Here is a 24,128-nt window from a genome sequence, read left to right on the forward strand (position 1 = left end):
GTTGGCGACCGTCCGCCTCGAAGGCGCCCTGGCACGCAGCCAGGGCGCCTTCGGCACGCCCTCGCTCGCCCTCCTGCACCGCAAGGAGGGGCCGCTCGTCGTGGCCCTGCTGTCCCTGATCTTCACGCCGGGCCGCGCCACGGTGCCGACCGAGCAGATGCACGTGGAGGTCGAGGACCTGCTCGCCGAGGCGCGCGCCGCCGGCCGCGACGTGCCCGACGACGCCGCCCGTGCGCTGTGCTCGCGCTGGGTGGCGGGCCGCTGGCTGGTGCGCGCGCTCGACGACGACGGCGTCGAGCAGTACCAGGTGAGCTCGCACGCGGCGGAGGCGCTCGCGTTCGTCGACCGGACGCAGGGCGCGCGCGCCCTGGTGAGCGAGTCGCGCATCCGCACGCTGCTCGTCGCGCTGGACGGGCTCGCGCGCGACGCCCGGCCCGACCGGGAGTCGCAGCAGCGCGCGCTGCGGGAGCAGATCGCGCGATCCCGGGCCGAGATCGCCGAGGCGGAGGCCGAGCTGGCGCGGCTCGAGGCCGGCGGCCCCGTGGTGCAGGCGCCCACGGACCGGCTCGTCGAGCAGTTCGACAACGTGGCCGCGCTGGTGCGCGAGCTGCCCGCCGACTTCGCCCGGGTGGCCGAGTCGATCGCGGAGCTGCAGCGCAGCATCGTCACCAGCCTGCGCCAGGACGAGCGCCCCACGGGCGAGGTGCTGGGGGCCTACCTGGAGGCCTCCGACTCGCTCATGGAGCGGACGCCCGAGGGGCGCGCGTTCGCCGGCGCGATGGAGCTGCTGCGCGACCCGCAGCTGCTCGGCAAGGTCGACGAGCGGGTGCGCGCCGTGCTGGCGCACCCGTTCGCCGCCGAGCTGCCGGCCGAGCGCCGGGAGTCCGTGCGGGCCCTGTACTCCCAGCTCCTGGCCGCCGTCGACGGGGTGCTGGACGCCCAGGCGCGCGCCTCGCGGACCATCACGCAGCAGCTCACGGTGCACAACCCGCTGCGCGACCGGGAGCTGGACGCCGCGCTGCGGGAGGCGACCGCGGCGATGGCCGAGTGGTTCCCGACGTCCGGGCGGGCCGCGCGCGTCGAGCCGCTGCGCTGGCTCGAGCGCGCGCGGCTCGGCCGGTTCCGCGCCCAGCTGCACGACCTGCGCCCCGACACGCCGCCGGACGCGCTCGCCGACCTCGACGACCCGTGGCGCGACCCGGCCGGCGAGCCGGGGGAGGTCCTGGGCGGCCTGCTCGGCATGGGCGGCCCGCGCTACGACGAGACGACCACGCACGCCGCGCGCGTGCTGCGCGAGCGCGGCAGCGCCACGGCGGACGAGGTGTTCGCCGCCGGGCCCGCCGAGCTGCGCCGGCCCGTGGAGCTGCTGGGCTACCTCGAGCTGGCCGGGCCGGAGGCCCTCGACGCCGCGCTCGGCGACGGGGACGGGATCGGCGACGTGCCGGCGGCGCGCCTGCGGCGCGTGACCGCCGTGCGTGCCGACGGCACCACGCGCCACCTGGTGGTGCCGCGGGTGGGCCTGACGACGCCCGACGGTGAGCCCGACCGCTTGCCCGAGCGGGTGCCCGACGACGAGGAGGACGCATGACGGACACCACGACCGAGCCGGCGGTGGAGCTGCGCGCCGACATCGGGCCCGACGGGACCGCCGAGAGCGTCGCCCGGGGTGGGGCCGACGGGGCGCCGTTCGTCGAGGTGCCCGCCATGGCGGACGACGACGCGGCGCTGTTCGCCGGCGACACGGGGGTCCTGCCCTACGAGGCGCGCCGGGCGCTCGCGCTGGTGCTGCAGCGCCGCTACCTGTCGGCGGCGGCGCACCCGGCGGAGTGGAGGGCGCTGCTGGCGCACCAGAACGTCCTCGCGTCGCGCTGCCACGACCTGTTCGTCGAGCTCGTCGTGGACCGCGACTACGAGATCGCGTACAAGCGGCAGGTGCGCGAGGCGGGGCTCAGCATCCCGGTGCTCCTCAAGGACGAGCCGTACAAGCGGGTCGAGACCCTCCTCATGCTGTTCGCGCGCAACCGCTTCCGGCAGGAGCAGGGCGCGGGGGAGCGCGCTGCGCACGTGGACGCCGAGGAGCTGGTCGACTACGCGCTCGGCTTCCTCGCCGCGGACGAGACGAACCTGGCGGCTCGCCGGCGCGAGGTCGACAACGCGATCGCGACGCTCGTGCGCGAGCACGTGCTCGACGAGGTCGCGGAGGGGCGCTACCGCGTCCAGCCGGTCGTCGAGATCCTGCTGCCCGTGGAGCGGCTGCGGGAGCTGACCGCGTGGCTGCGCTCGCCGTCGTCGACCGACCCCGCCGAGGCCGCCGACGGGCCCGACCAGGACGACGACCCGGACACGGTCGACGAGGACGAGGAGGCCCGCGCGTGACGATCACGAGCGACCCGGCGGAGCAGGTCGCCGCCCCGCGCATGCAGCAGTCGCTGTTCGGGCTCATCCCGACGGCGTCGGACGGACGCCAGTGGACGGCGCGCTCGATGCAGCTCGTCAGCTGGGGCGGGTACCACGGCTACCACGAGGTGCGGTTCGCGGGCACCACGACGCTGCTCACGGGCGCGTCCGGCTCCGGGAAGTCGACCCTGCTCGACGCGTACATCGCGCTGATGATGAGCCACACGACCCCGTTCAACGGGGCGTCGAACACCGCCACCAGCGGCCGGGCCCGCGGGCAGGAGCAGCGCAACGTCGTCTCCTACGCGCGCGGCAAGCTCGACGAGGAGCGCACCGCCGGGGCGGCGCGCTCCAAGGACCGCGTGCTGCGCGGCGAGGCGTCGGACACGTGGTCGGCGATCGCGATGACGTGGTCCTCCCAGGCGGGCGAGCGGTTCACGGCGCTGCGCGCCTGGTACGTGCCGCGCGGCGCGCAGCGCACGGACGAGACGGTCGCCGTGCGCGCCGTCGTCGACGCCGACTTCAGCCTGCGCGACCTGGAGCCCCTCGCGGCCCAGCGCTTCGGCAAGGCGGGCCTGACGGCGGCAGGGCTGACGGCGTTCGACACGGACAAGGCGTTCGCGACCCGCCTGCACGCGGCGCTCGGCATCGGCGCGGCCGGCGACGGCGAGAAGGCCGTGCAGCTGCTGGGCCGCATCCAGGCGGGGCAGCAGATCACCACGGTGGACTCGCTCTACAAGGCGATGGTGCTCGAGGAGCCCGAGACGATCCGCGTGGCCGAGCGCGCCGTCGAGCACTTCGACGAGCTCAGCGAGGTGCGCGCCGAGATGGACACGGCGCAGCGGCAGGTAGATGTGCTGCGCCCGATGCTGGAGCACCGCGCGGCGATCGACGACGCCGTCGCGCAGCGGGCGCTGGTGGACGCGCTCGGCCCCGACGGCGGCACCGGTAGGACGGACCCCGGCACCGATTCTGCCCGGATCACGCCGTTCACCGCCTGGCGCGACCGCACCCAGCTCGACCTGCTGCGCGCGGGCGAGGCGGAGAACCGGGCCCAGCACAAGGCCGCCGCCGAGCGGGTCGCCGTCGCCGAGGAGCGGCTCACGGCCGCGCAGGGCGAGCTCGAGCAGGTGCGGGCCGACCAGCGCCGCAACGGCGGTGACGCGATCGAGGCGGCGGAGCGCGACGTGCGCACGGCCGAGCAGCGGCTGGCCGAGGTGCGGCGGGCCCGCGCCGAGCTGGAGGGCCACCTCGCTCCGCTCGAGCGGCAGGCGTCCTCCCGCCGGGAGCTCGACGCGCTGCACGCCGACGCCCGCCGCTACCTCGACGAGCGCGACACGCACACGGACGCGCTGTCCGAGGCGGTGGTCGACGCCGCCGCGCGGGAGAAGGACGCGCTGCGCGACCTCGCCGAGCTGGAGCGCGAGGAGGCGTCCCTCCGGGCGCGACGCGGCAACGTCCCGCGCGAGCTGCACGAGGCGCGCGAGGCGCTGGCACGGGCCGCCGGCCTGCGCCCCGACGACGTGCCGTTCGTCGGCGAGCTGCTCGAGGTGCGCGGCGAGTACGAGCCGTGGCGCGACGCGATCGGCCTCGCCCTCGGGGGCTTCGCGGTGACGCTGCTCGTCGACGAGGCCCGGCTGGACGCGTTCCGGTCCGCGATCGACACGGTCCGCTCGCCGGTGCGCGTGCGCTTCGAGGGCGTCCCCACGGGGCTGGCGCTGCACGAGGAGGCCGACCGCTCCCTGCTGCCCGGCCGGCTCGAGGTGAAGGCCGGCCCCTTCGGCGGCTGGCTGGCAGGCCGCCTCGCGGACCGGTTCGCGTACGTGTGCGTCGACGACCCGGCGGAGCTGGCCAGGCACGACCTGGCGCTCACCCGGTTCGGGCAGACGTCGGAGGGGCGCCGGGGCGCGCACGGCGGCCAGGGCCGGTCGTCCGTGCTGGGCTTCAGCAACCACCGGCGGCTCGAACAGCTCGCCGAGCAGATCGCCGCGGCGCACCACGAGCTGCGGCAGGCCTCGGAGGCGCTGGCGGGCGCGCGGCTGCGGCAGAAGGGCGAGGCCGACCACTTCGTCGCGTACAGCCACGCGCTGCGGGCCGCCTGGGACGACATCGACGTGCGCGGGGCCGAGGCCAGGCTCGCCGAGCGGCAGGAGCGGCTCGAGGCCCTGGTCGCGGGCTCGGACGTGCTGCGCGCGCTCAAGGCGGACGAGGACGCCCTGCGGGCCCGCGTCGACGAGCTGTACCGGGAGCGGGCGGCGGCGCAGCAGCGGGTGACCGAGCTGGGTGCGGCGTGGGAGCAGCTCAGCGACCAGGTCGACCAGGTCGCGGACGCCGTCGAGCGCGCGGACGCCGAGGGCGTCGAGCCGACCCCCGAGCAGGAGCGGCGCCTCGGCGAGCTCATGGCGCAGGTCGGCTGGTCCGGGGTGGCGGGCGCGTCGGGCAGCGGGCTGGCCGACCTCACCACCGCCGTGGCCGCCGTCGTGCGCGAGCTGCACCACCAGCGGGAGGCGGCGCAGGAGGCCGAGCGCGCCGCGCGCGCGGCCATCGCAGCCCTGTTCGAGCGGTTCAACGACACGTGGCCCGACCCGAACCGCAGCGCCGACCCGGACGGGGCGTACGCCGACTTCCTGCGGATCTTCGAGGAGCTGGAGTATCAGCAGCTGTACCGGCTGCGCGACCGGTGGTCGGCGCACCTGCGGCAGATGTCCGGCGACCAGCTGACCCGGCTCAACAACGGCATCGCGCAGGCGGTCGCGGAGATCCGCGACCGCATGGAGCCGGTCAACGCGATCCTCGCGACGCTCCCGTTCCGCGACGACGCGCACCGGCTGCGCATCACCGCCACCCCGGTCGAGGCGTCCGACGTCGTGTCGTTCCGGCGGCGGCTGCGCGAGCTGGCCGCGGCCCCCGCGGGCGACGTCCCGCTCGCCGAGCACGAGCGCCGGTACGAGCGGATGCGCAAGCTGATCGACCGCATCCGCCCGGACAGCCCGGAGCGCCGCCGCCTGGTGGACGTGCGCGAGCACGTGCGGGTCAGCGCCGAGTGCGTGGACCTCGACGGCAACCACGTGAGCGTCTACGACCACATCGCCGGCAAGTCCGGTGGCGAGTCGCAGGAGCTCGTCGCGTTCATCGTCGGCGCGGCCTTGCGCTACCAGCTCGGCGACGCCGGGGCGGAGCGCCCGCGCTACGCGCCGGTCTTCCTCGACGAGGCGTTCATCAAGGCCGACGCCCGGTTCGCCGGCCGCGCCGTGGGAGCCTGGCGGGGGCTGGGCTTCCAGCTCGTCGTGGGCGCGCCGCTGGACAAGGTCAGCGCGCTGGAGCCGCACGCCGACGTCGTGCTGCAGGCCATCAAGGACGCGTCCGGCCGGTCGCGGCTCGTGACGCTCGTGGGGGAGTAGGGCGCACGGGCGGAGGTCGCCGTCGGGTGACCGAGACCGGGAGCCCGCGCTGCGCCCGGCGACGCTGTGTACTGTCATGACGTGACCGAGACCACGCCTCTGATCGCCAGCCCGGAGCCGACCGTCGAGGGGTTCGTGCGGGAGTACCTGCACGAGCTCAACTTCACCCAGGGCACGATCCTGGAGCGGGCGACGGCCAACGACCGGTACCTCGCGCTCGCGCGCACGGTGCGGCACTACCTGATGTCCCGGTGGATGCAGACCACCGTGAGCCAGTACCGCACGCAGGGGAAGGCGGTGGCCTACCTGTCGGCGGAGTACCTGCTGGGCCGCCAGCTCGACAACGCGCTGATCGCGACCGGGCTGGAGGAGGTGGCCGCCGAGGCGCTGGCCAGCCTGGGTCTCGACCTCGACGAGCTGCGCGAGGTGGAGGTGGAGCCGGGCCTGGGCAACGGCGGGCTCGGGCGCCTGGCGGCCTGCTTCGTCGACTCGCTCGCGACGATGAGCGTGCCCGCGATCGGGTACGGCATCCGGTACGAGTACGGCATCTTCCGCCAGACGTTCGTCGACGGGCGCCAGGTGGAGGAGCCGGACACCTGGCTGGACAACGGCGACCCGTGGGAGTTCGCCCACCCCGAGCACGAGGTCACCGTCGGCTTCGGCGGGCACACGGAGAAGTACACGGACGACGACGGCCGCGAGCGCTCGCGCTGGGTGCCGGGGTGGCACGTGCTGGGCGTCCCGTACAACTCGATGGTGCCCGGCTACCGGAACGGGCGGGTGAACACGCTCCGGCTGTGGAGCGCGCGGGCCACCCACGCGTTCGACCTCAAGATCTTCAACTACGGCGACTACGCCGAGGCCGTGCGGTCCCAGACGTTCGCGGAGAACATCTCGAAGGTGCTCTACCCGGAGGACTCCACGCCGCAGGGCAAGGAGCTGCGGCTGCAGCAGCAGTACTTCTTCGTCGCCTGCTCGATCCGCGACTTCATCGACCAGCTCCTGCCACCGGGCTTCGACCTGCACGACCTGCCCGACCGCATCGTCTTCCAGCTCAACGACACCCACCCTGTCATCGCGATCCCCGAGCTGATGCGGATCCTGGTGGACGAGCGCGGCTTCGAGTGGGACGACGCGTGGCAGGTGACCCAGCGGTGCTTCGCCTACACGTGCCACACGCTGCTGCCGGAGGCCCTGGAGGTGTGGCCGGTCGAGCTGGTGGGCCGGCTGCTGCCCCGGCACCTGGAGATCATCTACCGCATCAACGAGGAGTTCCTCGCCCAGGTGCGCGAGCGCTCGGGCGGCAACGAGCTGCTGGTGCGGCGCATGTCGATCATCGCCGAGCACCCCGAGCGGTCGGTGCGGATGGCGTTCCTCGCGACGGTGGGCGGCTCGAAGGTGAACGGGGTCGCGGAGCTGCACTCGCAGCTGCTGCGCGACAAGGTGCTCGCCGACTTCGCCGACTTCTGGCCGGAGAAGTTCACCAACGTCACCAACGGCGTGACCCCGCGCCGGTTCGTGAAGCTCGCGAACCCGGGGTTGTCGGGCCTCGTCACGGAGGCGATCGGCGACGGCTGGGTCACCGACCTCGACCGGCTGCGCGAGCTCGAGCCGTTCGCGGACGACGCCGAGTTCCGGCGCCGGTTCCGCGAGGTCAAGGCCGCGAACAAGGACCGGCTCGTCTCCTTCCTCGCGGCCCGCGACGGCATCACGATCGACCCGGGCACCATGCTCGACGTCATGGTCAAGCGGCTGCACGAGTACAAGCGCCAGCTCCTCAAGCTGCTGCACGTCGTGACGCTCTACGACCGCATCACCTCGGGCGAGCTCGACCTCGGCGACGTCACACCCCGCACCGTCGTCTTCGGCGCGAAGGCCGCCCCCGGCTACGTGATGGCGAAGGAGATCATCGCGCTGATCAACCACGTGGGTGCGGTGGTCGCGGCGCACCCCGACGTGTCCCGGGTGCTGCGGGTCGCCTTCCCGGCGAACTACAACGTCACGGTGGCGGAGACGCTGATCCCGGCGGCCGACCTGTCGGAGCAGATCTCCCTGGCGGGCAAGGAGGCGTCGGGCACGGGCAACATGAAGTTCGCGCTCAACGGCGCGCTCACCATCGGCACCGACGACGGCGCGAACGTCGAGATCCGGCGGCTCGTGGGCGACGAGAACTTCTTCCTGTTCGGGCTGACGGAGCCGGAGGCCAGCGCGGTGGCGGAGGCGGGCTACCGTCCGGCGACGTACTACGAGGAGAACCCGTCGCTGCGGCGGGCGCTGGACCTGGTGGCGCGGGGCACGTTCTCCGGCGGGGACGCGTCCGTGTTCGAGCCGATCGTGTCCAACCTGCTGAGCGAGGACCGGTTCATGGTCCTCGCCGACTACCAGGCGTACCTCGACGCGCAGGAGCGCGTCGAGCGCGCCTACGCGGACCCCGACGCCTGGAGCCGAGCCGCCGTGCTCAACGTGGCGCGGTCGGGCTTCTTCTCGTCCGACCGGTCCGTGCGCGACTACCTCGACCGCATCTGGCACGCCGCGCCCCTGAGCACGGACTGACCGCTCCCGGGTGCCGCGGCGCGCAGGTCAGCGCCGTCGGCGCGTCCCGAGCACGGTGCGGGTGATCTCCCGGGCGAGGGTCGTGCCGACGGTGGTGAGGATCGCGTCCATCGGGCTGCGGGCGCTGCCGCGCGAGGCGGAGCCCGGCGCCCGGGGGGACTTCTGCGCCCTGCGGGCGTCGGCCTCGGCCTGCTTGCGCGCCTGCGCCGCCTCCTTCTCCAGCTCGGCGGCGCGCTCGGCGGCCTCCCGGGTGGCGGCGTCCTGCGCGGCGCGCGCCTGCAGCAGCTCGTACGCCGACTCGCGGTCGACGGCGGCCCCGTAGCGCGCCTGTCCGGGCGAGGCTGCGACGGCGGCGTCGAGCGCCTGCTGCGGAGCCGGGTCCATCGAGGCCTGCGGGGCGCGTACCCGGGTCCACGCGACCGGCGTCGGCGCGCCCTTCTCGTCGAGCAGGGTGACGACGGCCTCGCCGGTGCCGAGGGACTGCAGCAGCCGCTCGAGGTCGTAGGGCGAGGTGGGGAACGTGCGGGCGGCCGCGCGCAGCGCCTTCGCGTCGTCGGGCGTGAACGCGCGCAGCGCGTGCTGCACGCGGTTGCCGAGCTGGGCGAGCACGTCGGCCGGCACGTCCTTGGGGGACTGGGTGACGAAGAAGACGCCCACCCCCTTGCTGCGGATGAGGCGCACGGTCTGGACCACCTGCTGCAGGAAGTCTTTCGACGCGCCGGTGAACAGCAGGTGCGCCTCGTCGAAGAAGAAGACGAGCCGGGGCTTGTCGGGGTCGCCCACCTCCGGCAGCTCCTGGAACAGCTCGGCGAGCAACCACATGAGGAACGTGGAGAACAGGGCCGGCCGGTCCTGCACGGCCGGCAGCTCGAGAGCCGAGATGAGGCCACGGCCGTCCGCGGAGGTGCGCAGCAGGTCGGCGGTCTCGAACGCGGGCTCGCCGAAGAACACGTCGCCCCCCTGCGCCTGGAGCCCGACGATCTCGCGCAGGATGACGCCCGCGGTGGCGGCCGAGACCCCGCCGATGCCCTTGAGCTCCTGCTTGCCGTCGTCGGAGGTGAGGTAGGTGATGGTGGCCTGGAGGTCCTTGAGGTCGAGCAGTGCGAGCTGCTGCGTGTCCGCCCAGTGGAAGATCAGCTCCAGGCTGGAGGACTGCGTGGCGTTGAGGCCGAGCACCTTGCTCAGCAGCAGCGGGCCGAAGTCGGTGACGGTCGTGCGGATCGGCACGCCCGTGCCCAGTCCGCCGAGCGAGTAGAACTCGACGGGGTACGACGTCGGCGTCCACTCCTGCCCGACGCTTGCCGCCCGCGCCGCGACCTTCGGGTCGTCCGGGCCCGCGACGGCCAGGCCGGACAGGTCACCCTTGACGTCCGCGAGGAACACGGACACCCCCTGGGCGGACAGCCCCTCGGCCATGCCCTGCAGGGTCTTGGTCTTGCCGGTTCCCGTGGCCCCCGCGACGAGGCCGTGACGGTTGAGGGTCGCCAGGGGGAAGCCGACCTGGACCGTCGCGTCGGGGACAGGGTCGCCACCGAGCGGGCCCGCCAGCAACGCCCCGAGCGGCAGGGTCGGGGCGTCCGAGGCGTAGCCGGCGCGGACCTCGTCGGCGTAGGACGGGGGAGCGGCGGGCTCGTCGTCGGGGGCGGGCGCGGTGCCGGCACTCTCGGTGCCGGCACTCTCGGTGGTGGCGGGGGTGGCCGTGGCGTCCGTGGTCGATGTGGTGGCCGTGGGCGACTCGGTGCCGGCGCCCCTGGCGGCCTGCGCCGCGTCGAGCGCGGCCTGCGCGGCGGCGGCCCTCGCCTCGGCGGCCTCGGCCGCGGCCTGCGCAGCGGCCGCGCGCAGGGCGGCGAGCTCGGCGTCGTCGGTCGGCGGTGTCCCCTCGGCCATGGGCCGCACGCTAGCGCGGCGCCGGGGGCGGTGCGCGTCGAGCGGGGCGGTCGGCGCGGCACCCGTGCGCGGCACGAGGTCCGCTGCGCGTCGCCCCGGCCGGGCCGGGACGCCCGTCCGGCCGGGCGTCGTCGGTAGACTCCCGCCGATGCCCTCCGATCTGCCCGTCCAGCCCGGTGCGGTCCGCGTCGTCACCGACTCGACCGCCTGCCTGCCTGCCCCCGGAGACGGTGCCGTGGCGCCCGTCGTCGTCCCGCTCCGCGTCGTGGCCGGGGAGGAGTCGTGGCGCGAGGGCGTCGACATCACGCCGGCGGAGGTGGCCGCGCGGATCGCCGGGGGCGAGCGGCTGAGCACGTCGCAGCCCACGCCGGCCGAGTTCGCCGCCGCCTACCGAGACCTGGCCGCCGACGGCGCGCGGGCCGTCGTGGGCGTGCACCTGTCGGGGGCGTTGTCCGGCACGGTCGAGGTCGCCGCGGGCGCCGGGCAGCGAGCCATGATCCCGGTGCAGGCCGTCGACTCCCGGACGGTGGCGATGGCCCTCGGCTTCGCGGCGCTGGAGGCGGCGCGCTGCGCCGCCGAGGGGCACGACGCCGCGACCGTCGCCGCCCGCGCGCGGCAGGTCGCGGGGTCGAGCACGACGGTGTTCCTCGTGGACTCCCTCGACCACCTGCGCCGGGGCGGGCGGCTGTCCGCGCCGGCGGCGGCGTTCGGCACGGCCCTCGGCGTGCGTCCGATCCTCGGCATGCGCGACGGCGTGATCGAGATGACGCAGCGTGTCCGCACCCGCCGGGCGGCGACCGACCGGCTCGTCGAGCTCGCGGTGCGGCGGGCCGAGACCTGTGCCCGGCCCGGTGTGGCCGTGCATCACCTCGGCGTGCCCGAGCGTGCTGCGGAGCTCGCGGCGCGGCTCGCCGCGGACACCGGCGCCGAGCCGGTCGTGACGCCCGTGAGCGCGGTGCTCGGCGCGCACGTCGGGCCGGGTGCCCTCGCCGTGGTCGTCGCCGAGCTGGGCGGACGTCCCGGCGAGTCCCTGCGCTGAGGAGCCTGCCCCCAGGGGGTCGCCGTCCACAGGATGCCGCGCGCGCCGCCCCCGGGGAGGGCGGCAGACCTAGCGTCGCGGCGTGACCACCACGCTGCCTCACGACCAGGGCGGAGCCGACGACGCACCGCCGGACCCCACCTCGCACGCCGAGGCCGTCGCGCCGTCCGAGGGCGACGGGCGCGGCGCGCCCGTGGCGACGCCCGACCCGGCGCTCGGAGAGGCGGCGGCACGGCTCCACGCCTGGCGCGCCCTGCGGGAGGGTGCCGGTGGGTCCTCCGGGGGAGGCCCCGCGGGCGTCCGCGACCCCGACCGCGCCACGTACGGCGGGCGCGCGGCCGGCGCGGAGTCGTGGCTCGCGGTCGAGCGGGGGGACGAGGTCGGGGCGCCGTGGGCCGACGCGGCCGGCGAGAACGAGGACGGGGACGAGGACGAGGTCGCCGCCCGCCTGCGCGCCCGCCGGTCGGCCCGCCACGTCGCCGCCGCCTACACGGCGGCGCACGGCCACCTCGCCGACAGGCACGACGACGGGACGGGCGCACGGCGCTGGTCGCTGGCGCTGCGGGCGGCCGTCGTGGCCTCCGTCGTCGTCCTGCTCGTGGCCGTCGTCGTCGCGGTGGTCGCGACCGCCCGCCCGGACGACGTCATCACCCTCGCCGGCGGGGGTGCGCCGTCCTCCGCCGCCTCGTCGGGCCCGTCGTCGCCGTCCGCCGGGCCGTCGGCGGCCGCACCGTCCGCCGCGGGCCCGGTCGGCCTCGGCGCGGAAGGGGAGACCGGCGAAGCTCCCGAGGCGGTGCCGGCGCCGGGCACGGTGGTGGTGCACGTGGTGGGCGAGGTGCGTGAGCCGGGCCTGGTCACCGTCCCGTCGGGCGCGCGGGTGGCCGACGCCGTGGCCGCGGCCGGCGGGACGACCCGGCGGGCCGACGCGGCGGCCCTGAACCTGGCGCGGGCGGTCGTGGACGGAGAGCAGATCCGTGTGCCGAGGCCCGGCGAGCCGGTCCCTGCCACGGGCGGCGGGTCGGCCGGCGCCCTCGAGGGCGGTGCCGAAGGCACGGAGGAGGCGTCGCCCGGCGGTGCCGTGAACCTCAACGCCGCGCCAGCGGCCGAGCTCGAGGAGCTGCCCGGCATCGGGCCGGCCCTGGCCGAGCGGATCATCGCCTGGCGCGACGAGAACGGCCCGTTCACCAGCGTCGACGAGCTCGACGAGGTATCCGGGATCGGCCCGTCCGTCCTCGGGCAGGTCCGGGACATGGTCACGCTGTGAGGCGGTCGCGGGACCCCGGCCCCGGCGGCGTGGTCCCCGCGGACGGGCCACGGCCGCTTCCCGGACCTCCGGGCCGCCGCGTCGACCTGCGGCTGGTGCCCGCTGCCCTGGTGGCGTGGGCGGTGGCCTGGGCGCTCACCGGGCCCGCCCAGGGCTGGGCCGGCACGGTCGCCGCCGGGGCGGTGCTGGGCGGTGCCGTCGCGGGGGCGGCGACGGTCCTGGCGCGCCGTCCGGGCGCTCCCCGGCCGCGACGTGGTGCGTGGGGGCGGGCGCGACGCCGTGGCCGGCCGGGCGAGGGACGGCCCGCGTCGGGACACGTCGTCGTGGCGCTGGCGTGCCTGGCGGCCGTGGCGCTCGGGGTGCACGCGCAGACGGCTCGGCAGGCGCCGCTGCGCGCCCTGGCCGGGCAGGGCGCGCACGCCGAGCTCGTCGGGCGCGTCGTGTCGGAGCCGCGGCCCGCCGTCTTCGGGGACGGGCTGCGGTGGCAGCTGGCCGTGGGCCACGTGACGGCGCGAGGAGTGGCGTCGTCCGCCGCCGGGCTCGTCGAGGTCACGGCCGCCGGCCCGGCGCCGCGGTACGGGGCGACGGTCGGGGTCCTCGGCGTCCTGCGACCCGTGGACGGGGGAGACGGGCCGCTCGCGCGGACCCAGGTGGCGGGGCCCGTGGCCGAGCGCGCCCCGCCGTCGGGCCCGCTGCGCGTGACCCACACGATGCGGTCCGCGCTGCTGGACGTCACCGATCCGTTGTCCGCGCAGGCCCGCGGGCTCGTGCCCGGCGTGGCCGTCGGTGACACGAGCCGCGTGCCCGACGCCGTCGACGAGTCGATGCGGGTCACGAGCCTCACGCACGTGACCGCCGTCTCCGGGGGGCACTTCGCGATCGTCGTGGCCACGCTGACCGGCCTGTGCGCGCTGGTGCGGGCCCCGCGGGCGCTGCGCGTCGGTGTCGTCGCGGTCGTGGCGGCGGCGTTCGTCCTGCTCGTGCGGCCGGAGCCCAGCGTGCTCCGGGCCGCGTGGACGTGCGCCGTCGCGCTGCTCGCGCTCGCGCTGGGGCGGCCGTCGGCCGGTCCCCCCGCCCTCGCCGCGGCGGCCACCGTGCTGCTCGTCGTCGACCCGTGGCTGGCCCGGTCCTACGGATTCGTCCTGTCGTGCGCCGCGACGGCGGGCCTCGTGCTCCTTGCGGGCCCGCTCGCCCGCCGCCTGGCGCCGTGGACCGGCCGTCCGCTCGGCTTCGCGCTCGCGGTGCCGTGGGCCGCGCAGGCCGCGTGCGGACCGGTGCTGCTGCTGCTCGACCCGCACGTCCCGCTGATGTCGGTGCCGGCGAACCTGCTCGCCACCCCCGCCCTGGTCCCGGCGACGGTGCTCGGGCTCGTCGCCACGGTGCTCGCCCCGTGGGCACCGGCGCTCGCTCTCCACGCGGCGTGGCTGTCCGGCCTGGCGACGGGCTGGATCGCCACCGTGGCCCAGGCCTTCGCCTCCGTGCCGGGGGCGCGGCTGCCCTGGCCCGCGGGGCCGCTCGGGGTGGTCGCGCTGGCGCTGCTCACCGTCGCCGCCCTCGCGCTCGTCCTGCGCCGGCCGCCCGGCGAGGGCTGGCGGCGCGAGTGGCGCGACGCCGTGCCGCGCGCCGCACGGCGGGTGCGCCGCCGGGTGCGCCGCGCGACCGTCCGGCGTGGTCGCGCGCGGACGGCCGCGGTCGCCGGGCTGGCAGGAGCCGCGCTGCTCGCCGTCCTCGCGGTCGCCGTGCCCCGGCTCGTCGGCGCGGGACACGGCCCGCCGGACGACTGGACGGTGGCCGCCTGCGACGTCGGGCAGGGCGATGCGCTCGCCGTGCGCACCGGCCCGTCGTCGGCGGTGGTGGTGGACGTCGGCCCCGACGGCGAGGCGGCCGGCCGGTGCCTCGACCGGCTCGGTGTCGCGACCGTGGACCTGCTCGTGCTCAGCCACTTCCACGCCGACCACGTGGGCGGGCTGGCGGCGGTGCTGCGGGGCCGCACGGTCACGGAGGCGCTCGTCTCGCCGCTCGACGAGCCCGCGGGCCAGGCGGAGCGCGCGCGGTCACAGCTTGCGGCCGCGGGGGTGCCGGTCCGTGCGGCGGTCGCGGGGGACGGCGGGTCGGCGGGCGCGGCGACCTGGGCGGTGCTCTCCGCGTCGGGCGGGCCGGCCGACGCGGCGGCGGGCGGGGGAGGCGAGGGAGACGGGGCGAACGACGCGAGCGTCGCGCTCGAGCTGCGCACCGCCGGCGGGCTCGACGTGGTGGCGCTCGGCGACCTGGAGGAGGCGGGGCAGGACGCCCTCGCGGCCAGCCTCGCCGCGACGGGTCGCGCGTCCGACGTGGACGTCGTGAAGATGGCCCACCACGGGTCGCGCTCGCAGTCCGGGGAACTGGCGCGGCACCTGTCGCCGCGCGTCACGCTGGTGAGCGTCGGCGCCGACAACTCCTACGGGCACCCGACCGACGACGCGCTCTCCCTCTACGCGTCGGCGGGGTCCGCGCTGGTGCGGACCGACGAGTGCGGCACCGCGGCCCTCGTCACCCGAGGTGACGGGATCGGTCTTGCCTGCAGGTAGCGAGCGCGGTGGAGGGTCGGGAGCGAGGGGGCAGGCGGAGCGCGAGCGGCTCGGAGGGTCGGCGGCTCGTGGCAGGCTGGGGGCGTGCCCGCCGCTTCCACGTCCCGACAGTCCCGTCCCGCCCGCAAGGGGAGGTCCGCGGCGAACAGCCGGTCGTGGGACGACCCCACCCTGGCACCGGTGCTCCTGGTGCGCGGGCCGGAGGGGCTGCTCGCCGAGCGCGCGGTGGACGGCATCGTCGGCCTGGCGCGTGAGCGCGACGCGACCACCGAGAAGGCCGAGCTCGACGGCGGCACGTACGCCGCCGGCCAGCTCGCCGTCGCGGCCAGCCCCTCGCTGTTCGGCGAGCCGAGCGTCGTCGTCGTGCGAGGGGCCGAGGGCGCCACCGAGGATCTCGTGGCGGACGTGGTCGCCTACGTCGCCGCCCCCGACCCGGAGACCGTCGTCGTGGTGGTGCACGGCGGCGGTCAGCGCGGCAAGAAGATGCTCGACGCGATCGTGGCCAGCGGCGCACCCGTGCTCGAGTGCGAGCCGATCTCCAAGGACGCCGACAAGGTGCAGTTCGTGACCGCTGAGTTCCGTGCCGCGCGGCGCCGGGCGGACGCCGCGGCCGTCCGCGCGCTCGTCGACGCCCTGGGCACCGACCTGCGCGAGCTCGCGTCTGCCTGCTCCCAGCTCGTCGCGGACACCACGGGCACCATCAGCGAGGCCGTCGTCGACCGGTATTACGGCGGCCGGGTCGAGGCAACCGGGTTCAAGGTCGCGGACGCCGCTGTCGCGGGAGACGTCGGTGGAGCGGTCGCGCTCCTGCGCCACGCCCTCGCCACGGGCGCCGACCCGGTGCCGATCGTCGCCGCGCTCGCGCTGCGGCTGCGCACCCTGGCGCGGGTCGCGGCGATCCGCGGGGGCGCCGCCACCGCCCGGCAGCTCGGGTTGCAGGACTGGCAGGTGCGCAACGCCCAGCGCGACCTCTCCCGCTGGACCCCCGAGGGCCTCGCGACCGCGATCGGCGCCGTCGCCCAGGCCGACGCCGACGTCAAGGGCGGCGGCCGCGACCCCGTGTTCGCGGTGGAGAAGGCGGTCCTGACCATCGCCCGATCCCGGCGCGGCTGACCCGCTCACAGCGAGGTCGGGGACGCGCGAAGGGCGCCGCACCCGGCGGGTGCGGCGCCCTTCGGAGCCTTGCGGGTCCGGCCCGACGTGAGAGGCGTCAGGTGGACCGAGCGCGACGACTACAGGCGACTCAGAGAGCCTCGACCTGCTTCGCGATGGCCGACTTGCGGTTCGCGGCCTGGTTGGCGTGGATGACGCCCTTCGAGACGGCCTTGTCGAGCTTGCGGGACGCGGCCTGCAGCGCGGTGTTCGCGGCCTCCTTGTCGCCCGCGGCGACGGCCTCGCGCACCTTGCGCACGTAGGTCTTCAGCTCAGACTTGACGGCCTTGTTGCGCAGGCGCGCCTTCTCGTTCGTCTTGATGCGCTTGATCTGGGACTTGATGTTTGCCACGTGTGGACTTCCTGGTGTGTTCGCCTGCCGGCGAGCGGATAGGTCGTAGAGGGCGGCCACAGCTCCGGGACTGGGGTGGGGAACCCGTGGAGAGGAACTGCGGCTGTGCCCGCCGACCTGGGCGGACACGCAAACATCAACGATAGCAGAGGCGTCCCCACGTACAGAACCGCGTGTGTGCAGTCTCTGGGGAGAGCCCGGGCGGAGCGTCCATCACTGCAGCCCGAAGCCGCCGTCGCTGGTCAGCACCTGCCCGACGACCCACGAGCCGGCCGGGCTGACGAGCCAGCCGATGAGTCGTGCAGGGTCCGCCGGCTCCCCCCAGCGTCCGAACGGCGTCGCGGCGCGCAGTGCCTCGAGCTCGGCGAGGGGCCGGTCGGTCGTCCCGGGGTCGAGGTAGCCGGTGTTGACCGGTCCGGGGTTGACGGTGTTGAGCACGATGCCGAGGTCGAGCAGATCGGCGGCAACGGTGGCGGTGACACCGGCCAGCGCCGCCTTCGAGGTCGCGTAGGCCACCTCCCCGCGCATGGGACCGGCCTGCTGGCCCGAGGTCATCCAGACGACCTTCGGGGCGGTGCTCGGGTCTGCCGGTGCCGTTCTCGTCAGGCGTTCGCCGGGCCGCGCACCGGTTCCGCCCGTGCGGTGCTGCTCGGCGAAGCGGCGCGTGAGGAGAAGCGTGGACCGGGTGTTCGTCTGCCAGAACGCGTCGAGCGCCTCCGGTGTCATGTCGAGGATCGACCCGTCTCCACCGCTGCGGGCGTGGTTGCACACGAGGATGTCGAGGGAACCCGTGAGGGCGCGGGCGGAACCGACGAGCCCGTCGACCTGCGCCGGGTCCCGAAGGTCGGCGCTCGACCAGCCTGCGACGGCGGTGCCCACCAGTGCGTTCATGACGCCCTGATGGACCGCCTCGAGATCGTCCTGCCCCCAGGGCTGTTCGGCGTCGTGCGGCGTGAAGTGGTGGGTGAAGACGCTCGCGCCCAGGCCGGCGAGCTCGCGGGCGACGGCGTAACCGATGCCCTTGCGGCGCGAGACGCCGGTGACGAGCGCGGTACGGCCGGCGAGCGGCAGGTCGTCGACGTGCATGTCGCCAACCTAACGACCGGGGCAACGGATTTCCGGGCAGGACCCCGGTGTCAGCGCCGGGCGTCCGCCATCGCCCTGGCGACCCGGTCGAACGTCTTGCGGTCCATGACCGCCCCCTCCCGGCGCACTGCCTGCGGGTCGACGCGGACCACGCGGTTGAGCCGCACCTCGCTCGGGCGGCGGCGCGAGTCCCACGCGCCGGTGCCGACGTCCATCCACAGCCGGCCGTGGCGCGCCTCCTGCGCGGCGTCCCGGTCGTGGTCCTTGCTGGTGAGCTGGAGGGCCAGCAGCCACGGGCCGTCGCGACCCACGAGCAGCACCGGCCGGTCCTTGCCCTGGGCGTGGTCCTCCTCGTAGGGCACCCACGTCCACACGACCTCGCCGGGGTCGGGCTCGCCGTCCAGGCTCGGGGAGTAGACGGGGCGGACCGTACCCGTGTAGTCACCGGGATAGCCGCCGGCCCGGGTGGGCGTCGTCGCGCCGCGCCGGCTCGTCGAGGGGCGGTGCGCCGTGGGGCGGGTGGTCGAGGTGGGGCGTGCGGAGCCGCGCGACGACGGCCTCGTCGCCGAGCGCAGCACGTCCACCAGCAGGTTCAGCCATCGGTTCGCCACGGCCGACAGCCTACGTGCGGGTCACTCGAGCACGAACCGGGCCAGGCGGTCGGCCATCGCCTCGGGCTCCCACGAGTGGTCGGCGCCCGCGACGGTCTCGGCGGTCCCGTCGGGCACGGCCGCGGCGAGGGCGTGCGCGGCCTCCGCCATGCCGGGGAAGGTCTGCGTGCCGGTCATCGCGAGCAGTGGAACGTCGAGACCGGTCAGCCCGCCGTCCCGCAGCGACCGCGTCGCCCAGGCCAGCGCCTGCGCGTCGGCGCGCTGCGAGACGACGGACGCCGCGATCGCGGACCAGTCCGGGGACGCCTTGGCGCCGGCGAGCCACTGCGGCGGCATGTCCTTCATGAAGTGCTCGGTGGCGCCCGCCGGGTCGCCGCGGTCGATCCGCCGCTCGATCTCCGCCGCCCAGGCCGCCGTCTCGTCGGCGCCGGTCTCGAGCGGCGCCTCCCACAGCGCGAGCCCGAGGACGGGCAGCCCGCGGTCCGCGGCCCGCAGCGAGATCGCACAGCCCGACGAGTGCCCGCAGAGCACCCCCGGCCCACCCGCGACGTCGAGCGCGGCGGCGACCGCGTCGAGCTCGCGGTCGAGGTCCAGGCGTCCGGTCGCGGGGGAGTCGCCGCGGCCGAGCCGGTCGAAGACCACGGTCGTGACGCCCGCGTCCGCCAGGAGCTCGGCCGTGCGGGTCGTCACCGGGTCGACGGCACGGTACGGGCCGGCCCCCGCGACGAAGACGACCGCGGGCCCGGTGCCGCGCAGGTCGTAGGTCACGCGGTCGCCGCGCGCGGTGGTCACGGTCGCCGTGGTGGCCTGCGCGGCGGCGTGCTCGGTCCGGGTGTCGTCCCTGGTGTGGTCGCTCATGGCCGGTGGACCGCCGGGTGCGCCCCGACTCATCGGCGCGCGGCCGCTCAGGGCACCAGCGGCTGGCCGAGGACGCGTCGTGCCGCCTCGGGATCACCCTCGACGACGGCGCCGGCCTCGGCGGGGGTCAGCCGGCCCCACAGCAGCAGGTCCAGGCGCTGCGCCGTGGTGGTGAGGGTCGCGTCCACGCCCCGGTCGCCGTCCCCGTCGTCGGTGCCGGGCGCGGGCGGGCCGAGCGTCCACGACCAGCCCAGGTCGGACGCGACGACGCGCAGCCGGTCGGTGAGCGGCGCCATCCGGCCGAGGCGGACCTGGCGAGGCTGGAACATCGTCACGACCTCGTCGACGCCGTCGCCCCACACCTCGGCGGAGGCGGCGACCGCGCCCAGGGCCGCGGGGCCCGACCCGAGCCGGGCGCCCTGCAGGTCGTGCAGGTGCACGAGGGTCTCGTGCACCTGCCGCCGCCACCAGAACGACGACGGCCCGTCCCCGAGCAGGGTGTGCGCGGCGCCGTCAGGCCCTGCGGCGGCGAGCGTCGTGCGCAGGTCGGCCGCGTGCCGCGCGTAGACCTCCGCGTAGCGGGCGCGCAGGCCCGCGTCGTCGTGGGACCCGGACGGCTCGGGTGCGGGGAGCTCCTCGTCGCGCGACGGGTCGCCGGTCGCCATCCCGGCCGCCCAGTGGTGCACGCCCGCGAGGTGCAGCACCAGCTCGGACGCGCGCCAGTCGCCGCAGGCCGGGACGAGTGTGTCCGGGGCGACGTCGGGCACGGTGGCCGCGAACTCGTCCTGGAGGCGGGCGAGCAGGGGGAGACGCTCCGGCTCCGGGCCGCCGTCGGTGCGCCGGCCCGTGCCCGGGTCGACGACGGGGCGGGGCTGCGCGGTCGCGCTCGACGTCGGCATGACGGCGAGGCTAGCGCCCGCGGCGGCCCGGGCGGCAGGGGTGTCTCAGGAGCTCAGCGCGGCGTCGACCTCGCCGAGGAAGTCGTCCAGGTCGTCCGGGGTCCGGGACGTCACGAGCGGGAACCCGGCGCCCTCGTCGCGCACCACGGAGCGGTCCACCCAGCGCCCGCCGGCGTTGCGCACGTCGGTGGCCAGCGACGGGTAGGAGGTCAGGGTGGCCCCGCCGACGCAGCCGGCCTCGACCACCGCCCACGGGCCGTGGCAGATGGCGGCGACCGGCCTGCCGGAGTGCGCGAACGCGGTGACGAGGCCGATCGCGGCGTCCTGCAGGCGCAGCGTGTCGGCGTTGATCGTGCCGCCGGGCACCAGCAGCAGGTCCATGCCGGCCGGGTCGACGGCGTCGTAGGTGGTGTCGGCGGGCACGGTGCGCCCCGGGTCCTTGTCGCCGACGAGGGTGCGGACGTCGCCGGGTTCGTTCGAGGCGACGACCACCTCGGCGCCCGCGGCGCGCAGGTGCTCCAGCGGCACCACCAGCTCGTCCTGCTCGACGCCGTAGCTGGTCACGATCGCCAGGACGCGCTTGCCGGTCAGGTCGGCGGTGTCGGTCATCTCGGGTCCCTCCTGTCGTGGGTCGGTGGAACCTCGACCGTACGCAGCGGTGCGCGGTGCCCGCACGCGGGCTGCCCGCGGCCCCCCGGTGGGACAACCTCATGGGACAATGGCGGGGCCTCGTCACCACCGACGACACCCACCAGCGACCCTGACGGAGCGAATCGCGTTGCCCATCCCCGGAACCGCGCTGCGTGCGCGCATCGAGCCGAACGCCACGGCGCCCGAGCTCATCCGCAACTTCTGCATCATCGCGCACATCGACCACGGCAAGTCGACCCTCGCCGACCGCATGCTGCAGCTCACCGGCGTGGTCGAGCCGCGGGCGATGCGGGCGCAGTACCTCGACCGGATGGACATCGAGCGCGAGCGCGGCATCACCATCAAGTCGCAGGCCGTGCGCATGCCGTGGCAGGTGGGCGACCAGGCGCACGCGCTCAACATGATCGACACCCCGGGGCACGTCGACTTCACCTACGAGGTCTCGCGGTCCCTCGCCGCGTGCGAGGGCGCCGTCCTGCTGGTCGACGCCGCGCAGGGCATCGAGGCCCAGACGCTCGCCAACCTGTACCTGGCGATGGAGAACGACCTCGAGATCATCCCGGTCCTCAACAAGATCGACCTGCCGGCGGCGCAGCCGGAGAAGTACGCCGAGGAGATCGCGGGTCTCGTGGGCGGCGACCCGGCCGACGTCCTCAAGGTCAGCGGCAAGACGGGCGAGGGCGTCGAGGTGCTGCTGGACCGCATCGTCGAGCGCGTCCCGGCGCCCGTCGGCGACGCGGACGCCCCGGCGCGCGCGATGATCTTCGACTCCGTCTACGACACGTACCGCGGCGTCGTGACCTACGTGCGGGTCGTGGACGGCAACCTCAACCCGCGCGAGCGCATCGCGATGATGTCGACGCGCGCCACGCACGAGCTGCTCGAGATCGGCGTCATCTCGCCCGAGGCCATCCCCACCAAGGGCCTCGGCGTCGGCGAGGTCGGCTATCTCATCACGGGTGTGAAGGACGTGCGCCAGTCGAAGGTGGGCGACACGGTCACGAACATGGCCAAGCCGGCCGACGAGGCGCTCGGGGGCTACAGCGACCCGAAGCCGATGGTGTTCTCCGGCCTGTACCCGGTGGACGGCACGGACTACCCGGCGCTGCGCGACGCGCTCGACAAGCTCAAGCTCAACGACGCCGCGCTCAACTACGAGCCGGAGACGTCGGTGGCCCTCGGGTTCGGCTTCCGCGTCGGGTTCCTCGGCCTGCTGCACCTGGAGATCGTGCGCGAGCGGCTCGAGCGCGAGTTCGACCTCGACCTCATCTCCACCGCGCCGAACGTGGTCTACGACGTCACGCTCGACGACGGCACCGAGGTGAAGGTGACCAACCCGTCGGAGTTCCCGGGCGGCAAGATCAAGGAGGTCCGCGAGCCCGTCGTGCGCGCGACCATCCTGGCGCCGAGCGAGTTCGTCGGCACGGTCATGGGCCTGTGCAACGACCGCCGCGGCCAGATGCTCGGCATGGACTACCTGTCGGAGGACCGGGTCGAGCTGCGCTTCACGCTGCCGCTCGCGGAGATCGTGTTCGACTTCTTCGACCAGCTCAAGTCGCGCACCCGCGGGTACGCCTCCCTGGACTACGAGCCCTCGGGCGACCAGTCGGCCGACCTGGTGAAGGTCGACATCCTGCTCCAGGGCGACCAGGTGGACGCGTTCAGCGCCATCGTGCACAAGGACAAGGCGTACGACTACGGCGTCATGATGACGGCGAAGCTCAAGGAGATCATCCCGCGCCAGCAGTTCGAGGTGCCGATCCAGGCGGCCGTCGGCGCCCGCGTCATCGCCCGCGAGACGGTGCGCGCCATGCGCAAGGACGTGCTCGCCAAGTGCTACGGCGGCGACATCAGCCGTAAGCGCAAGCTGCTCGAGAAGCAGAAGGAGGGCAAGAAGCGCATGAAGAACATCGGGTCCGTCGAGGTCCCGAAGGACGCCTTCATCGCTGCGCTGTCCTCCGACGGCTCCGGCGGCAAGGACGCCAAGGACAAGAAGAAGTAGTGCCCGCGCTGCCTGACGGCGAGGGTGTCCCCGCCGACGGCGCGCTGCCGGGGTGGGTGCGCCCGACGGGGGCGTCGGACGGCGGGCGACCGTTCGGCGTGTACGTGCACGTGCCGTTCTGCTCGGTGCGGTGCGGCTACTGCGACTTCAACACGTACACGGCGTCCGAGCTGGGCGGGGGTGCGAACCAGGCGGCGTACGCGACGACCGCCCTGCGGGAGGTGAGCCTGGCCGCCCGGGTGCTCGACGACGCCGGCCTGGGGTCGCGGCCCGTGTCCACGGTGTTCTTCGGCGGCGGCACGCCCACGATGCTGCCCGCCGCGGACCTCGCGCGGGTCCTGCGGGGGATCGACGACACCTGGGGGCTGGCCGACGGGGCCGAGGTCACCACGGAGGCGAACCCCGACTCGGTGACGCCCGAGTCGCTGCGGGTGCTCGCGGACGCGGGGTTCACCCGCGTCTCGTTCGGGATGCAGTCGGCGGTGCCGCACGTGCTGGCCACGCTGGAGCGCACCCACGACCCCCGCCGCGTGCCCGACGCCGTGACCTGGGCGCGCGACGCCGGCCTCGACGTGTCGCTCGACCTCATCTACGGCACGCCGGGGGAGTCGCTGGACGACTGGCGGGCATCCCTCGAGGCGGTGCTCGCCACGGGCGTGGACCACGTGTCGGCGTACGCGCTCGTCGTCGAGCCGGGCACCAAGATGCACGCCCAGGTGCGCCGCGGCGAGCTCGCGCTGCCCGACGAGGACGACCAGGCCGCCAAGTACGAGCTCGCCGACGACCTGTTTACCGCGGCCGGTCTCGGCTGGTACGAGGTGAGCAACTGGGCGCGCGGCCCCGAGCACGCCTGCCGGCACAACCTCGCGTACTGGCGCGGCGACGACTGGTGGGGCGTCGGCCCGGGCGCGCACTCGTACGTCGCGGGACCGTCGGGCGGTGCCGACGACCTCGGCGGCACCGAGGGCATCCAGGGCAGCCAGGGCGTCGAGGGCGTCGAGCACGTTGAGCACGCCGGCGTGCGCTGGTGGAACGTCAAGCACCCGCGGCGCTACGCCGCCCTCCTGGAGTCCGGCGCGTCCCCGGGCGCCGGGCGCGAGCTGCTCACCCCGGGCGAGGCGCAGCTGGAACGCGTGCTGCTCGGCGTCCGCGTCCGCGAGGGGCTGGCGGTCTCGGCGCTCGACCCGTCCCGGCGCTCGGCGGTCGCGCGGCTCGTGGCCCGCGGCCTGCTCGACGGCGTCGCCGCGGTGCGCGGGCGGGTCGTTCTCACGCGGCAGGGCCGGCTGCTCGCGGACTCCGTCGTCCGCGAGCTGACCCCCTGACGTGGGGGGGGCGGGGGGGGGGGGGGGAGGAACCGCCACCCCCCCACCCCCCCACCCCCACCCAAAACCCACAACACACGCGAGCAC

The 24,128-nt window shown here is 75.5% G+C and carries 17 protein-coding genes; 10 read left to right on the forward strand and 7 right to left on the reverse strand.

Annotation, left to right across the window (positions count from 1 at the left end):
* Position 1 precedes the first annotated feature (1 nt).
* From ACH436_RS01440 to ACH436_RS01455, 4 genes are all read left to right on the forward strand, one after another.
* Entirely contained in the window at positions 2-1,588 is a 1,587-nt protein-coding gene (locus ACH436_RS01440; protein ID WP_430558400.1) for a DUF3375 family protein, read from the forward strand.
* The gene (locus ACH436_RS01445) at positions 1,585-2,376 is read left to right on the forward strand and encodes a DUF4194 domain-containing protein (protein ID WP_430558401.1); all 792 of its coding nucleotides are present in this window, start codon (positions 1,585-1,587) and stop codon (positions 2,374-2,376) included. The genes ACH436_RS01440 and ACH436_RS01445 overlap by 4 nt, the downstream gene beginning before the upstream one ends.
* Positions 2,373-5,798, forward strand: coding sequence for an ATP-binding protein (locus ACH436_RS01450; RefSeq protein WP_430558402.1), 3,426 nt, complete (start codon positions 2,373-2,375; stop codon positions 5,796-5,798). Before ACH436_RS01445 ends, ACH436_RS01450 begins: the two co-directional genes overlap by 4 nt.
* A gap of 81 nt (positions 5,799-5,879) precedes the next feature.
* Positions 5,880-8,351: a glycogen/starch/alpha-glucan phosphorylase gene (locus ACH436_RS01455; RefSeq protein ID WP_430558403.1), complete on the forward strand. Its 2,472-nt coding sequence runs from the start codon at positions 5,880-5,882 to the stop codon at positions 8,349-8,351.
* Positions 8,352-8,378: 27 nt separating this feature from the next.
* On the opposite strand, the gene ACH436_RS01460 is transcribed toward ACH436_RS01455, so the two are convergent.
* Positions 8,379-10,238, reverse strand: a complete 1,860-nt coding sequence (locus ACH436_RS01460; protein ID WP_430558404.1) for a helicase HerA-like domain-containing protein — start codon at positions 10,236-10,238, stop codon at positions 8,379-8,381.
* Between the two features lie 148 nt (positions 10,239-10,386).
* Here ACH436_RS01460 and ACH436_RS01465 point away from each other — a divergent pair, with 148 nt between their 5' ends.
* The 4 genes from ACH436_RS01465 (at position 10,387) to holA (ending at position 16,221) form a co-directional block, all read left to right on the forward strand.
* Entirely contained in the window at positions 10,387-11,277 is an 891-nt protein-coding gene (locus tag ACH436_RS01465; RefSeq protein WP_430558405.1) for a DegV family protein, read from the forward strand.
* 82 nt (positions 11,278-11,359) lie between these two features.
* Positions 11,360-12,541 carry a ComEA family DNA-binding protein gene (locus tag ACH436_RS01470; protein ID WP_430558406.1) on the forward strand — a complete coding sequence of 394 codons (1,182 nt, stop codon included), beginning with the start codon at positions 11,360-11,362 and terminating at the stop codon, positions 12,539-12,541.
* A gap of 95 nt (positions 12,542-12,636) precedes the next feature.
* Positions 12,637-15,108, forward strand: a complete 2,472-nt coding sequence (locus ACH436_RS01475) for a ComEC/Rec2 family competence protein (RefSeq protein ID WP_430558407.1) — start codon at positions 12,637-12,639, stop codon at positions 15,106-15,108.
* 171 nt (positions 15,109-15,279) lie between these two features.
* Positions 15,280-16,221 carry a DNA polymerase III subunit delta gene (gene holA / locus ACH436_RS01480; RefSeq protein WP_430559129.1) on the forward strand — a complete coding sequence of 314 codons (942 nt, stop codon included), beginning with the start codon at positions 15,280-15,282 and terminating at the stop codon, positions 16,219-16,221.
* 130 nt (positions 16,222-16,351) lie between these two features.
* Here the strand turns inward: holA and rpsT are convergent, their stop codons facing one another.
* The 6 genes from rpsT to ACH436_RS01510 all read right to left on the reverse strand — a co-directional run bounded on the left by rpsT (position 16,352) and on the right by ACH436_RS01510 (position 20,675).
* A complete protein-coding gene (gene rpsT, locus ACH436_RS01485) occupies positions 16,352-16,612 on the reverse strand; it encodes a 30S ribosomal protein S20 (protein WP_430558408.1) in 261 nt (86 codons plus the stop codon).
* 213 nt (positions 16,613-16,825) lie between these two features.
* Positions 16,826-17,698 (reverse strand): SDR family oxidoreductase, encoded by an 873-nt coding sequence (locus tag ACH436_RS01490; RefSeq protein ID WP_430558409.1) that lies wholly within the window; start codon positions 17,696-17,698, stop codon positions 16,826-16,828.
* 50 nt (positions 17,699-17,748) lie between these two features.
* Positions 17,749-18,309, reverse strand: a complete 561-nt coding sequence (locus ACH436_RS01495; protein WP_430558410.1) for a type II toxin-antitoxin system PemK/MazF family toxin — start codon at positions 18,307-18,309, stop codon at positions 17,749-17,751.
* Between the two features lie 21 nt (positions 18,310-18,330).
* The gene (locus tag ACH436_RS01500) at positions 18,331-19,167 is read right to left on the reverse strand and encodes an alpha/beta fold hydrolase (RefSeq protein WP_430558411.1); all 837 of its coding nucleotides are present in this window, start codon (positions 19,165-19,167) and stop codon (positions 18,331-18,333) included.
* Between the two features lie 47 nt (positions 19,168-19,214).
* The gene (locus tag ACH436_RS01505) at positions 19,215-20,066 is read right to left on the reverse strand and encodes a maleylpyruvate isomerase N-terminal domain-containing protein (RefSeq protein ID WP_430558412.1); all 852 of its coding nucleotides are present in this window, start codon (positions 20,064-20,066) and stop codon (positions 19,215-19,217) included.
* Between the two features lie 45 nt (positions 20,067-20,111).
* Positions 20,112-20,675, reverse strand: coding sequence for a DJ-1/PfpI family protein (locus ACH436_RS01510; protein ID WP_430558413.1), 564 nt, complete (start codon positions 20,673-20,675; stop codon positions 20,112-20,114).
* 169 nt (positions 20,676-20,844) lie between these two features.
* Between ACH436_RS01510 and lepA the strand changes: the two genes are divergently transcribed.
* Positions 20,845-22,719 carry a translation elongation factor 4 gene (gene lepA / locus ACH436_RS01515; RefSeq protein WP_430558414.1) on the forward strand — a complete coding sequence of 625 codons (1,875 nt, stop codon included), beginning with the start codon at positions 20,845-20,847 and terminating at the stop codon, positions 22,717-22,719.
* Complete coding sequence (hemW, locus tag ACH436_RS01520; protein WP_430558415.1) at positions 22,719-24,041, forward strand: radical SAM family heme chaperone HemW; 1,323 nt, start codon at positions 22,719-22,721, stop codon at positions 24,039-24,041. The genes lepA and hemW overlap by 1 nt, the downstream gene beginning before the upstream one ends.
* The last annotated feature ends 87 nt before the right edge of the window (positions 24,042-24,128 follow it).

The sequence above is a fragment of the Isoptericola sp. NPDC019693 genome (assembly GCF_044389085.1).
GTDB lineage: Bacteria > Actinomycetota > Actinomycetes > Actinomycetales > Cellulomonadaceae > Isoptericola.

What these genes read in the sequence shown, in the direction of transcription:
- ACH436_RS01445 (WP_430558401.1), top strand. Translation starts at nt 1,585, where the DNA reads ATGACGGACACCACGACCGAGCCGGCGGTGGAGCTGCGCGCCGACATC.
- ACH436_RS01460 (WP_430558404.1), bottom strand. Translation starts at nt 10,238, where the DNA reads ATGGCCGAGGGGACACCGCCGACCGACGACGCCGAGCTCGCCGCCCTG.
- ACH436_RS01465 (WP_430558405.1), top strand. Translation starts at nt 10,387, where the DNA reads ATGCCCTCCGATCTGCCCGTCCAGCCCGGTGCGGTCCGCGTCGTCACC.
- ACH436_RS01490 (WP_430558409.1), bottom strand. Translation starts at nt 17,698, where the DNA reads ATGCACGTCGACGACCTGCCGCTCGCCGGCCGTACCGCGCTCGTCACC.
- ACH436_RS01500 (WP_430558411.1), bottom strand. Translation starts at nt 19,167, where the DNA reads ATGAGCGACCACACCAGGGACGACACCCGGACCGAGCACGCCGCCGCG.
- ACH436_RS01505 (WP_430558412.1), bottom strand. Translation starts at nt 20,066, where the DNA reads ATGCCGACGTCGAGCGCGACCGCGCAGCCCCGCCCCGTCGTCGACCCG.
- ACH436_RS01510 (WP_430558413.1), bottom strand. Translation starts at nt 20,675, where the DNA reads ATGACCGACACCGCCGACCTGACCGGCAAGCGCGTCCTGGCGATCGTG.